This is a genomic window from Proteus alimentorum (genome assembly GCF_002607735.1).
Taxonomy (GTDB): Bacteria; Pseudomonadota; Gammaproteobacteria; order Enterobacterales; family Enterobacteriaceae; genus Proteus; species Proteus alimentorum.
Genome location: NZ_NBVR01000018.1, coordinates 13,649 through 27,232, shown reverse-complemented (window position 1 = coordinate 27,232; position 13,584 = coordinate 13,649). Strand labels below are relative to the sequence as shown.

8 protein-coding genes are annotated in these 13,584 nt (G+C 40.5%); 1 reads left to right on the top strand and 7 read right to left on the bottom strand.

Features of this window, described 5'->3' with window-relative positions; all coding sequences use genetic code 11:
• Nucleotides 1-62: 62 nt before the first annotated feature.
• Nucleotides 63-2,207 (bottom strand): formate dehydrogenase subunit alpha, encoded by a 2,145-nt coding sequence (gene fdhF, locus B6258_RS03055; protein WP_099074039.1) that lies wholly within the window; start codon nt 2,205-2,207, stop codon nt 63-65.
• A 540-nt stretch (nt 2,208-2,747) separates the two neighbouring features.
• Between fdhF and eptB the strand changes: the two genes are divergently transcribed.
• Nucleotides 2,748-4,439 carry a kdo(2)-lipid A phosphoethanolamine 7''-transferase gene (eptB, locus tag B6258_RS03050; RefSeq protein ID WP_099074038.1) on the top strand — a complete coding sequence of 564 codons (1,692 nt, stop codon included), beginning with the start codon at nt 2,748-2,750 and terminating at the stop codon, nt 4,437-4,439.
• A gap of 79 nt (nt 4,440-4,518) precedes the next feature.
• On the opposite strand, the gene B6258_RS03045 is transcribed toward eptB, so the two are convergent.
• The 6 genes from B6258_RS03045 to B6258_RS03020 form a co-directional block, all read right to left on the bottom strand.
• On the bottom strand, nt 4,519-5,715 hold the full coding sequence (locus B6258_RS03045; RefSeq protein WP_099074037.1) for a lactate oxidase: 1,197 nt from the start codon (nt 5,713-5,715) through the stop codon (nt 4,519-4,521).
• 112 nt (nt 5,716-5,827) lie between these two features.
• Nucleotides 5,828-6,451: an isochorismate family cysteine hydrolase YcaC gene (ycaC, locus tag B6258_RS03040; RefSeq protein WP_099074036.1), complete on the bottom strand. Its 624-nt coding sequence runs from the start codon at nt 6,449-6,451 to the stop codon at nt 5,828-5,830.
• 370 nt (nt 6,452-6,821) lie between these two features.
• The gene (narI, locus tag B6258_RS03035; protein ID WP_099074035.1) at nt 6,822-7,499 is read right to left on the bottom strand and encodes a respiratory nitrate reductase subunit gamma; all 678 of its coding nucleotides are present in this window, start codon (nt 7,497-7,499) and stop codon (nt 6,822-6,824) included.
• Nucleotides 7,496-8,221 (bottom strand): nitrate reductase molybdenum cofactor assembly chaperone, encoded by a 726-nt coding sequence (narJ, locus tag B6258_RS03030; RefSeq protein WP_164996130.1) that lies wholly within the window; start codon nt 8,219-8,221, stop codon nt 7,496-7,498. The genes narI and narJ overlap by 4 nt, the downstream gene beginning before the upstream one ends.
• Nucleotides 8,221-9,774, bottom strand: coding sequence for a nitrate reductase subunit beta (gene narH, locus B6258_RS03025; RefSeq protein WP_099074033.1), 1,554 nt, complete (start codon nt 9,772-9,774; stop codon nt 8,221-8,223). Before narH ends, narJ begins: the two co-directional genes overlap by 1 nt.
• Entirely contained in the window at nt 9,774-13,535 is a 3,762-nt protein-coding gene (locus B6258_RS03020) for a nitrate reductase subunit alpha (protein ID WP_099074032.1), read from the bottom strand. Before B6258_RS03020 ends, narH begins: the two co-directional genes overlap by 1 nt.
• Between the last annotated feature and the right edge of the window lie 49 nt (nt 13,536-13,584).

Sequence of the window (13,584 nt, the reverse complement as noted above, 5' to 3'; positions counted from 1 at the left end):
ACTGACGCAAAGGTCAATAAACTCGGTTCCAAGGCAGAAAGACAATATTAATCAGACGAAGATCAACCCTCGGCGGCTTCTCTTAAACGACGTTTAATATTGCTATATTCCGTTTTCACATAGTGTTCTGCCTGAGCCTGTTCCTTGATTGGCTCAACACATACTGCACAATATTTATACTCAGGTGTTTTAGTTATTGGACTTAAGTTTTCTGCAACAAGTTCGTTACAAGCACCAATCCACCACTGGTAAGTCATATATACCGCACCTTTATTCGGTCTATCACTGACCGCAGCACGCGTAATCACTTTACCTTGACGAGAGCGTATCCAAACTAACTCTTGATCTTTAATACCCAGTTGTTTGGCATCTTCAGTGTTTAACTGAACATAACCCGGCTCATCCGCTAATGCTGCCAATGCTTTACAGTTACCCGTCATTGAACGGCAAGAGTAGTGCCCAACTTCACGGACTGTTGCCAGTACCATTGGGAATTCATCAGAAAGTTTGTCAATTGGCGGCGCCCACTCACAAGTAAAGAATTGACCTTTACCATTAGGAGTATCAAAGTTACCACCTTCATACAGATATTGTGTACCTGGGCTATCTTCTGTTGGACAAGGCCATTGAATATAAGCCAAGTCCGCCATTTTTTCGTAAGTCGCACCATAATAAATTGGGCATAACTCACGCAACTCATCCCAAATTTCTTTGGTATTGTTGTAATGCATTGGATAACCCATTGCGGTTGCCATCAGACTGATAATTTGCCAGTCTGTTTTTACATCGCCAACAGGTTCAACCGCTTTATAGAAGCGTTGGAAGCCACGGTCTGCCGCAGTATAAACACCTTCATGTTCACCCCATGATGTTGCAGGGAAAATAACGTCAGCAATAGACGCCGTTTTGGTCATAAAGATATCTTGTACTATCAGTAGATCCAGCTTTTCAAAGGTTCTACGGATGGTTGCTAAATCTGGCTCAGTTTGCAGTGGATCTTCACCCATTACATAGTGAGCTTTTAATAAGCCGTGATCGATATTATGAGGGACTTCACTTAATGCATAGCCCACTTCATCAGGCATAGATTCAATGCCCCAGAATTTAGCGAATTTCTCACGCGCTTTTTCATCAGTAACGTATTGATAACCCGGCAGTGTGTTAGGTAATGCCCCCATATCACACGCGCCTTGTACGTTATTTTGACCACGAACAGGGCCAACCCCGACGTATTTTTTACCTAAATTACCGGTTAATAAAGCCAAACTAGTCAGTGAACGAACCGTTTCAACACCTTGGTAGAATTGAGTTACCCCCATTCCCCAAAGAATTGTTGCTGTTTCTGCTTTCGCGTACATACGTGCAGCTTCACGAATAATTTGAGCACTTAAACCTGTTGTTTCTTCAACTGATTCAGGTGTATAGCTTTCAACTAACTTACAATATTCTTCGAATTGCTCGGTGTGATTTTCGATAAAGGATTTGTCATGCAATCCTTCTTCAATAATCACATGCGCAATTGCATTTAATAGCGCAATGTTAGAGCCATTTTTTAAGCCTAAGTGTAAGTCAGCTAAACGTGCTGTTTCGATGTAACGAGGGTCACATACAATAATTTTGGCACCCTTTTCTTTCGCCTTAACAATACGGCGAGCAACAATAGGATGCGAGTCTGCGGCATTATAACCGAAGACAAATAGACATTTGGTATCCTCAATCTCAACGATTGAGTTGCTCATAGCACCATTACCGACCGAACGCTGCAGACCTGCAACCGAAGGGCCGTGTCAGACACGAGCACAGCAGTCTATATTATTATTTCCGATAACCGCACGAGAAAATTTCTGCATAACGAAGTTAGCTTCGTTACCCGGACCTCGTGATGAACCGGTTGTCATAATCGATTTAGCACCGTATTTCTCTTTAATAGCAAGAAGCTTGCTACTCGCAAACTCAATCGCTTCTTCCCAAGAAACCGATTCTAATTTTCCGCCTCTTTCCCGGCGGATCATGGGTGTTTTAAGACGTGGAGTCAGTATCTTAGTATCATGGATAAAATCCCATCCATAATACCCTTTCAGACACAGCTCACCTTGGTTTGTTAAACCATTGGCCCCTTCAGCGCCAATGATTTTACCGTTTTCCACCTTCAGGTAGATTTTGCATCCTGAGGCGCAATACGGACAGACCGTGATGACTTTTTTCATCAACATTGCTCCTGTGTTCATCAACTTTCAGGTTATTACCTGATCTTCTCCTCTATCTATGCAGAGAGTGTGCCAAATAAGCACCCTTTTTCACTTTTCTACAACACAATGAAAAATAAAGAAAAATAAAAGCCGTTAAATGAGTAAGAAAACAATGAAAACTAAAATAGTAGGAAGAACTCGACACTAATGACGATATTTATGTCGATTTGTGTTTCTATCAAAATTCGTTATACATTAATACTTATAGCGCTTATAACGTAATAGTACTTATTTATTTTATCTGCGAAATCAAAATAATAAATACGCTTTCTTATCTGCCTTTATCAGGATCTTACCGTATATAATGATGACAACCTTCTAATATCGCTATCAATATTCCTATCTACTAGAACTATTTGAAATTAATAATTTTGATATTAATGTTATTCAAATAAAAAATTTTTAAATTTCAATAAAAAAAAGAACATAATACTGAACCTGAAAATAACTTCGCGGTCATAAAGACCTCTACACCCTATAAATTGATAATAACTGAACATGCAAAAATTAAAGTTTTTACGATTTTCTAAAGAGAACATTGCCCTTTTTTTAGCTGTCTACCTTGGTTTTTTTCTTAATCTTTCCGTTTACATTGGCCGATACGGCACACAGAATACAAACAACCCCATCATTGATGCATTATATATTCTAGGCGAAGTTGCCGTTAATATTGCCTTTACCTTCTTTCTATTACGACTACTTTCTTTCTTCGGCTCTCTCTTCTTTAAAATAGTCGCCTCTTTTATTCTCGTCGTGAGTGTTTGTGCGAGTTACTATATTTCTTTTTATGATGTTGTCATTGGATACGGCATTATCATTTCAACACTAACCACGGATACAGATTTATCTAAAGAACTAGTTAGCCCAAATGTGATTATTTGGATTATTGGCTTATCTATTTTGCCATTGGCTCTTATTTGGCTATGTAAAAAACCAGAGAAAAATCTAACGACACAACAAAAGAAAAAAATCTGGATAAAAAACACTGCAAAAATGCTTGTGATTGCACTGGCTGTTTTTAGCTATTTAAAAACGCTTGATACAAGACAAAAAGCCTATGAAATAAAAAATAATTTAGATCTGCCAAGTTATAGTGGTGGCTTAAGTTATGCGTATTTACCGACAAATTGGATTATTCCATTATTCCAATATGCAATAACGCAGTATGACGATACGTTTAATAGCCAAAATATTTTTAATCCTGCCGATCACTTCACTTATCAGCCTTCAAAGGTTAATGAAGACATATATGTGGTTTTTATTATTGGTGAAACAGCAAGATGGGATCATATGGGATTATTAGGATATGAACGTCAAACGAATCCGCTATTAAGCCAAGAGAAAAACCTTGTTGCCTTTAAAGGTGTTTCTTGTGATACCGCAACCAAGCTCTCTTTAAAATGTATGTTTGTGCGCGAAGATGGAACAGAAAGCAATGACCAACGTACATTGAAAGAGAACAATATTTTCTCAGTATTAAGCCAACTAGGGATGTCATCAGAGCTATTCTCAATGCAAAGCGAGTTGTGGTTTTACAATAAACTTGATTTAAATAACTACGCAATGAAAGAGATGATGACCGCCAAAAACAGTAACTTTGGTAAAGAGCTAGATGATACCTTATTGATTGCTGAAACGGCGAATGCGGTTGCTCAGAATCCAAAAGGAAATCATTTAGTGATTTTACACACTAAAGGCTCTCACTTTATGTATTCACAGCGTTACCCAGAATCATTCAAAAAATACCAACCTGAATGTTTAAATGTGGATGATGAGTGTACTAAAGAGCAATTAGTGAATGCTTATGACAATTCAATTCTTTATACCGACTATTTTATTGATGGCATACTCGATACATTACGCGATAAAAAAGCCATTGTGTTTTATACCTCCGATCACGGTGAATCTATTTCGGAAAAAGGTGGCTTACACGGAACACCAAAAGAAATTGCTCCACCGGAGCAATTTAAAGTGCCTTTCTTAGTTTGGATGTCGGATAGCTATTTAGCCGAGCCTGAAAATAAACAGTTATTTGATAACCTAAAACGTAATCAAGATGTGGAACGCACGTTCTATCATCACAATATTTTTGATTCGATGTTAGGTTGCTTGGGTTATTCATCTCCCGATGGTGGCATTAATCATCAAAATAACCTCTGTTTTGGCGAAACACCATCAACCCAAAATTAAATTCTCTCAATCATTAATAGATAAAAACCCACGCTCAATATGAAGCGTGGGTTTTTATTATTTCTAATTTGAGTGCTAATTATTTATTAAAACTTGCATCAGTATAAAGTTGAGTGGCTTGAATATCTTTTACTGTTTTCGCACCACCTAACATCATATTAATTTTTAATTCTTTATTTAAATGTTGGATAACTGAATTTACACCTTCAGCCCCCCCTAAATTTAATCCATAAAGAATGGGGCGACCAACAGCCACAATATCTGCGCCACTGGCTAATGCTTTAAAAACATGTGAGCCACGACGAACACCACTATCAAAAACGATAGGTACGCGTTTGTTCACCACTTTTGCAATCGCAGGTAATACATCAATCGTTGCTGGTGCACTATCTAATTGACGACCACCGTGGTTAGACACCCAAATCGCATCTGCACCGGCTTTAATGGCAGTATCTGCATCTTCAGGTGATTCGATACCTTTTACAATCACAGGTAAACCAGACATTTTTTTCACATACTGAATATCTGCGGGTGTGAAGGCTTGTTTAGCTTGCGCATAAATTTCACTAATACCCGCGCCTTTACCTGTTTTAGATTTGTCATCACTGATTTTTGCAAATGCTTCTAAGTTGGCAAAGCCTAATGGGAATTGGAAATTATTTTTCACATCATCTTCACGATACCCCCCCACTGAGGAGTCGATAGTCATAATGATACCTTTAGCACCATACTGTTTTGCTTGAGATAAAATATACTCGTTAAAGGCATCATTTTTACTCATGTATAACTGAAAGAAAAAAGGATAACCCGGTTGAGCATCTGCCACTTCTTTAATGGTTTTATTACCATAAGTGCTTAATGAGAAAATAGAGCCGGCTTTCGCCATACCTTTTGCTGTGGCAACTTCGCCTTGTTGATGTGCAAGCCCTTGAGCTGCCATCGGTGCCTGAATAATAGGCGTATCTAATTTAATACCCAAAAATTCTGTTTTTAAATCTAAGTCAGAAAATTCGATGCCTTGTAATGAACGAGGCATAATATATTTTTTATCAAATGCAGTCGTATTTGAACGTAAATTATTTTCGTCTTCAGCGCCACCACGAATATAACCGAAAGCACCTTTCTCCATATTCGCTTGAACTTGTGCTTCCATGGCTTTTAGGTTAACTATTTTAATTGGGCCTTCTGCGGTGCTAGCTTTATATTCTGCAGCTTGTGCAACACCCACGCTTAATGCCATCGCAATAGCGGTCGCTTTTAATATTTGACGTTTCATTTCTATTCCATTTTAATTAAAGGCTTATATCTACAATTTAATAAATTTAATTAAATTATATTTGTCGAAATTAATATAAGCCCTATTTTTAGATAAAACTTAAATTAACCGCTTACTTTTTTGTTAAAGTATTATAGCTTGTCATAAGATTACGATAGTCTGGAATATGATTAGCAAACAACGCACCTAACCCTTCCACATCATTACGCCAATCACGGTGTAACTCACAAGCTAAACCAAACCAGTTAATTAATTGTGCTCCTGCTTTTGACATTCTATCCCACGCAGAGTCACGAGAAATAGCATTGAAAGTACCTGAAGCATCCGTTACAACAAAGACTTCAAAACCTTCTTCAAGTGCTGATAATGCAGGGAATGCAACACAGACTTCAGTCACGACACCCGCAATAATCAGTTGTTTTTTACCTGTGGCCTTAACTGCCTTGACGAAATCTTCGTTATCCCATGCATTGATTTGGCCTGGGCGAGCGATATAAGGAGCATCAGGGAACATTTCGACGAGCTGAGGCATTAGAGGGCCATTAGGACCGTCTTCAAAAGAAGTGGTTAAAATGGTAGGTAAATTAAAGTATTTAGCGGCATTGGCTAATGCTAATACATTATTATTGAATTTATCAGGCTCGATATCTCTGACTAAAGAGAGTAATCCAGCTTGATGGTCTACCAACAGAACAGCGGCATTATTTTTATCAATACGATGATATTTAAAGCTCATAATAATCTCCGATAGTATAATAGAGGTAAGACTCAATTAAATCATAGCACCAAATTTACATGACAATGCTCAGATTAATTAAAATTTACATTTGAATTTATTAATAATAAATAATCAATTATCAATCTTTAAAGTTAATTAAATATCACGATATTTAATTAACTGTTTATTGCCTTATATAAATTCATTTCGTTGAAAAGAATTATAAGTGCAACCATTCTTAAATGAATCTAAAGATTATTGCTTTAACCATTCAAAATTTTTGTTGATGTTTTAAGGTAGGAAAAAGAGATAAAAAAACCCCCGCGGGCGGGGGTGAGATAAGCGCAACTAAAGGGTCTCTAACTGACTATCAGGAGATGGGTATTCATTAATGACGATTACGCACAATTTGATAGCGACGCGTTAAATACTCAATTGGCACGCTCCAAATATGAACTAATCGACAGAATGGGAACAATAAGAAAATCGTCATACCTAAGAAAATGTGCAATTTAAATACGAATGCGACACCTTCAAGATGAGCCGAAGCACCACCGTGGAAGGTCACGATAGATTGCGCCCAAGCCACCAGCTTCATCATTTCGCTGCCATCCATATGTTGTGCTGAGAATGGAATAGTCAGCAGACCTAACGCAACTTGAATAACCAGAAGCGTTAAGATCATGATGTCACCAAATGAAGATGTAGCTCTAACGCGTGGATGGGTTAAACGGCGTTTTAATAACATCACGCCCCCCACCAGCATTAATACACCACAAGTACCACCACCCACCATCGCCATAATTTGCTTATATTCAATTGGCAAGAAGGATTCATACATCCAATGTGGCGTTAACATCCCCAAAAAATGACCAGCAAAAATACCGAGGATCCCAACATGAAATAAGTTAGACGCTAGACGCATGTTTTTCTTGTCTAACATCTGACTAGAGCCAGCTCGCCAAGTATATTGACCATAGTCGTAACGTAACCAGCTACCAATAATAAAAACGGCACCGGCAATATAGGGATAAATATCAAAAAATAACATATTGATGTAATTCATTTTTGTGCTCCCGTATCCAACGAATTCCCCACGTTGAGATATTGAACTGCAGTTTCTTGTGCAAAGCGGCGCTGATGTTGGCTAATATTGCTACTGCTACATTGCGTCCCTTCTCCAAGAAACGTCACTTGTTCTTCTTCCCATACCGCATCTAATGCTGCTGGTGTATCATCTAAAGGCTCTTTTTCTACTTGAGCAGTTAATTGTGATGCTTCGAATCCACTTTGTGAGAGGCAAAGCAACACATCAAAGAGAGCGTGATAGTCACTGCCTCGTTGTTTTAAACGCTCACCTAACAGAGCCAAAATAGGCGCAATGTTGTTTAGCCCTTCAATACATCCGGTTGTAGGTAAAAGCGTTAAGTACTCAAGATACGTAGGCAAATAGTCAGGAAGTTCACGGCTACTTAATGTGATCCCCGCTTGTTGATATTGATTAAGCAGATCCACCATTGCCTGACCACGATCGCGAGACTCACCATGAACGTGTTCAAATAACAACAGTGATCGCGCTCGGCCTCTATCAAAAATCTCACTGTAATTGGCTTGTGCATCTAATAACTCTTGTTGCGATAAAGCGTGAATAAACGCCATTAATTTTGCAACTTGAGTCACAGGAAGCTCATCGGCTTCCTGTAATGCATCGATAAGTTCACCTCGGTTATCCCATAATTCTTGTGTGGGATAATCTAAGAGATGGGAAATGACTTTCAGAGAGATCATTATATTTTCTCCTCTGAACGACGTTCATCTTGAGGCGTTCTTGATGTGATATCAATTGCATCAATACGATGACTATTAAACAAATTAAATTTGCTATCACTGCCATGGCAACCGTCACCAAAGCTAAAACCACAACCATTACGTTCTGGGAAAGCTTCTCTTGCAAGTTCACGATGGCTTGATGGGATAACAAAGCGATCTTCATAATTGGCAATAGCTAGATAACGATACATCTCTTGTGCTTGCGCTTCAGTCAAACCGACTTGCTCTAATGCACTTAAATCTGTTTTTCCTTCTACTGTTTCAGCACGTTTGTAGTGACGCATCGCTAACATACGTTTCAATGCTAATAACACTGGTGCAGTATCACCCGCTGTCAATAAGTTAGCTAAATACTGAACAGGAATACGTAAGCTTTCTACATCAGGTAGAACGCCTGTATGTGGTAATACACCCGCATCCGCAGCAGATTGAATGGGTGACAAAGGTGGTACATACCAAACCATTGGTAAGGTGCGATATTCAGGATGCAGCGGTAATGCCAGCTTCCAATCCACTGCCATTTTGTAAACAGGTGAACGCTGTGCTGCATCAATCACACTTAATGGAATTCCTTGCTCTTCTGCCGCGGCAATCACCTCAGGATCAAAGGGATCTAAGAAGATATCTAATTGGCTTTGGTATAAATCTTTTTCATTATCCGCACTGGCGGCTTGCGAGATTTTATCTGCGTCATACAGCATCACACCCAGATAACGAATACGTCCCACACACGTTTCTGAGCACAATGTTGGCTGACCAGCCTCAATACGTGGATAACAGAAAATACATTTTTCTGATTTACCGCTTTTCCAGTTAAAGTAGATTTTTTTGTATGGGCATCCGGTTAAACACATGCGCCATCCACGGCATTTATCTTGATCGATAAGCACAATGCCATCTTCAGCACGTTTATAAATCGCACCACTTGGGCATGTCGCAACACAAGCCGGATTTAAGCAGTGTTCACATAAACGCGGTAAATACATCATGAATGTATTTTCAAACTGCCCATACATCTCTTTTTGCATATTGGCGAAGTTCTTATCCGCAGCACGCTTGCTAAATTCGCCACCTAAGTCATCTTCCCAGTTTGGGCCTTTTTCGATTTTGGTCATACGCTGACCAGTGATCAGCGAACGAGGACGCGCTGTCGGTAATGAGCCTTCTGGTGCATTTTTTAAATGCTCATAGTCATAATCAAAAGGCTCATAGTAGTCGTCTAATGCTGGCACATCTGGGTTGGCAAAAATGTTAGATAATAGACCAACACGGTTGCCCATTCTTGGTACTAATTTACCTTTGATATTTTTGATCCAGCCACCTTTCCACTTCTCTTGGTCTTCCCAATTTTGGGGATACCCTGTACCCGGTTTGGTTTCAACGTTATTGAACCATGCGTATTCAACACCTTCACGACTGGTCCAAACATTTTTACAGGTTACTGAACAGGTATGGCAACCGATACATTTGTCGAGGTTCAGTACCATACCGACTTGTGAACGAATTTTCATTATGCCTTCTCCTGTCCATTCAGGGTCTGTTGATAAGCATCACCTTCACCATCAAGCCAATCAATCTGTTTCATTTTACGCACCACTACAAACTCATCACGGTTAGAGCCCACAGTGCCGTAATAGTTAAAGCTATAAGCCAACTGCGCGTATCCACCAATCATATGAGTGGGTTTAGGGCAAACTCGCGTCACAGAGTTGTGAATACCGCCACGCATTCCTGTTATTTCAGATCCTGGCAGGTTTATTTGACGTTCTTGTGCGTGATACATATAAATCATGCCATCAGGAATACGTTGGCTGACAATCGCTCTCGCCGTTAGCGCACCATTACTGTTATAAGCTTCAACCCAATCGTTATCGCTAATTCCCATTTCTTTCGCATCATCTTCACTCAGCCAAACCACTGGGCCACCACGACCGAGCGTTAACATCAATAAGTTATCGCTATACGTTGAGTGAATACCCCATTTTTGGTGAGGAGTTAGGAAGTTCAGCGCCTTTTCAGGGAAACCATTTGGTTTTTTACCTTTAACCGCATCAATCGCTTTAGTATCGATTGGTGGACGATAGACCACTAAGCTTTCACCATAAGCACGCATCCACTCATGATCTTGATACAACTGCTGACGACCACTTAAAGTACGCCAAGGGATCATCTCGTGAACGTTGGTATAACAGGCGTTATAAGAGACGTGCTCATCTTCAAGACCAGACCATGTAGGGCTTGAAATGATTTTACGAGGTTGAGCAACGATATCGCGGAAACGAATTTTTTCGTCTTCTTTTACTTTCGCTAAATGAGTGTGATCGCGTCCTGTCACTTTACTGAGTGCATCCCACGCTTTTACCGCCACTTGACCATTGGTTTCAGGTGCTAAAGAGAGGATAACTTCGGCTGCATCAATTGCTGTTTCAATTGCTGGGCGCCCTTTTGCAGCACCGTCATGGCGAACGCGATTGAGTTTTTTCAAGAAATCGACTTCTGCCTGTGTATTCCAACTGATCCCTTTACCGCCATTACCCAATTTGTCCATCAATGGCCCAAGTGAGGTGAAGCGGGCATAGGTATTTGGATAATCACGCTCAACAGGAATAAGGTGTGGTGCTGTTTTACCCGGAATAAGATCACATTCACCTTTCTTCCAATCTTTCACATCGAAAGGTTGTGCCATTTCGGCGGCGGAGTCATGCTGAATCGGTAATGTCACTAGATCGGTTTCAACACCTAAATGACCCACGCACAATTTAGAGAAGGTTTTAGCGATACCTTTATAGATTTCCCAGTCTGTTTTGGATTCCCAAGCAGGATCCACCGCAGCAGTTAATGGATGAATAAACGGATGCATATCCGACGTATTCATATCATCTTTTTCATACCATGTGGCTGTTGGTAAAACGATATCGGAAAACAGACAAGTACTTGACATACGGAAGTCTAAAGTTACCACTAAATCAACTTTACCTTCACCACCTTTATCTTGCCATTCCACTTCTTGTGGCTTAACTTGGCCTTGCTCGCCTAAATCTTTACCTTGTAATCCATTTTCGGTTCCCAACAAGTATTTCAGTAAATACTCATGCCCTTTACCTGCCGAACCTAACAAATTAGAACGCCAGATAAATAAATTACGTGGGAAGTTTTGTGGGTTATCAGGTTGCTCTGAAGCAAAGCGGATTTCACCTGATTTCAATGCATTCACAGTGTAATCAGATGGACTCACCCCCGCTTCTTGCGCTTTTTTCGCAATAGACAGAGGGTTTAAGTTTAATTGAGGCGCGGAAGGTAACCACCCCATACGCTCTGAACGCACGTTCATATCGACCAAACTACCACTAAAGCGAGATTTATCGGCTAATGGCGATAACAACTCTGTCGGTGATACGGTTTCATAACGCCACTGACTTGAGTGGTTATAGAAAAATGACGTACTGTTCATATGGCGAGGTGGACGCTGCCAGTCAAGACCAAAGGCCAATGGCAACCAACCCGTTTGTGGGCGCAGTTTTTCTTGTCCAACATAGTGTGCCCAACCACCACCACTTTGGCCGATGCAACCACAGAAAATCAGCATATTGATAATGCCACGATACGTCATATCCATGTGATACCAGTGGTTGATACCTGCCCCCACAATCACCATAGAACGACCATGTGTTTTTTCTGCGTTATCCGCAAATTCACGCGCAATACGGGTGATATCTTGACGACTGACACCTGTGACTTTTTCAGCCCATGCGGGGGAGTATGCTTTGATTTCATCGTAGTTTGATGCACAGTTTTCATCATTTAAACCGCGATCAACGCCATAGTTGGCTAACAATAAATCATAGACAGTTGTGATGTATTTCTCTTCACCGTTCGCAAGTGTAATCCGCTTAGCTGGCAGTTTATGAACAATCACATCATCAAGCGCAACACCTTCAAAATATTCGCTTTTAATGCCACCAAAATAAGGGAATGCGACATCAACAACATCATCATGATTATCTAAAAGACCTAATTGCAATGTGATATTTTTGCCACTTTTGCCGTCTTTAGGCTCTAGGTTCCATTTAGCCACGCCTTCCCAACGAAAGCCCATCGAACCTTGAGGCGCAACTAATTGTTGAGTTTGCTCATCAATCGCAATAGTTTTCCACTCTGGATTTTTCTCTTGATCCAGATTGTTCACTAAATCAGAAGCACGCAACATACGACCTGCAACTAGCTTGCCTGAATCGTGTTTATCTAGCATCACCAACATTGGCATATCAGTGTAAGTGCGCACATAGTTGCGGAAATATTCTGTTTGGCGTTTAACGTGGAATTCGCTAAGAATAACGTGTCCCATCGCCATTGCCATTGCGCTGTCTGTACCTTGTTTTGGGTTTAACCATTGGTCACAGAGCTTTGCAATTTCAGCGTAATCTGGCGTTACGGCAACGGTTTTAGTGCCTTTATAACGAACTTCGGTAAAGAAGTGCGCATCAGGAGTACGGGTTTGAGGTACGTTAGAACCCCACGCAATCAGATAAGAAGAGTTATACCAGTCTGCGGATTCTGGTACGTCTGTTTGCTCACCCCAAGTCATTGGAGATGCGGGAGGTAAGTCACAATACCAATCGTAGAAACTTAAACACGCGCCACCAATAAGCGATAAATAACGCGCGCCTGCCGCATATGACACCATCGACATAGCAGGAATTGGCGAGAAACCGATAATACGATCAGGGCCAAACTCTTTTGCTGTAAACACGTTAGAAGCGGCAATGATTTCATTCACTTCTGACCATGAAGATCGGACAAAACCCCCACGCCCACGCGCTTGCTTATAGCTTTTGGTTTTTTCTGGCGCGTTAACAATAGAAGCCCATGCATCAACAGGATCACTATGTTGTGCTTTGGCTTCACGCCATAATTTAATGAGGCGTTTACGTACCATTGGGTATTTAACGCGATTCGCGCTATATAAATACCATGAATAGCTTGCACCACGAGGACAGCCACGAGGCTCGTGATCCGGTAAATCAGGGCGTGTACGTGGGTAGTCTGTTTGTTGGGTTTCCCATGTCACTAACCCATTTTTAACGTAAATTTTCCAGCTACAAGAGCCGGTACAGTTTACACCGTGGGTAGAACGAACAATTTTGTCGTGCTGCCAGCGACTGCGATAACCATCTTCCCAATCGCGGTTAACATTTAACTCTTGGCCATGATCCTTTGAAAAGGTATCACCAAGTTGTTTGAAATAGCGGAATCTATCGAGAAACTTACTCATCAGATACTCTCCCAATGCGCGCGAGCGCTCTCACATTGCGTATAATTCG

Coding starts and splice junctions, on each gene's coding strand:
- eptB (WP_099074038.1), top strand. CDS start 2,748: ATGCAAAAATTAAAGTTTTTACGATTTTCTAAAGAGAACATTGCCCTT.
- B6258_RS03045 (WP_099074037.1), bottom strand. CDS start 5,715: ATGAAACGTCAAATATTAAAAGCGACCGCTATTGCGATGGCATTAAGC.
- ycaC (WP_099074036.1), bottom strand. CDS start 6,451: ATGAGCTTTAAATATCATCGTATTGATAAAAATAATGCCGCTGTTCTG.
- narI (WP_099074035.1), bottom strand. CDS start 7,499: ATGAATTACATCAATATGTTATTTTTTGATATTTATCCCTATATTGCC.
- narJ (WP_164996130.1), bottom strand. CDS start 8,221: ATGATCTCTCTGAAAGTCATTTCCCATCTCTTAGATTATCCCACACAA.
- narH (WP_099074033.1), bottom strand. CDS start 9,774: ATGAAAATTCGTTCACAAGTCGGTATGGTACTGAACCTCGACAAATGT.
- B6258_RS03020 (WP_099074032.1), bottom strand. CDS start 13,535: ATGAGTAAGTTTCTCGATAGATTCCGCTATTTCAAACAACTTGGTGAT.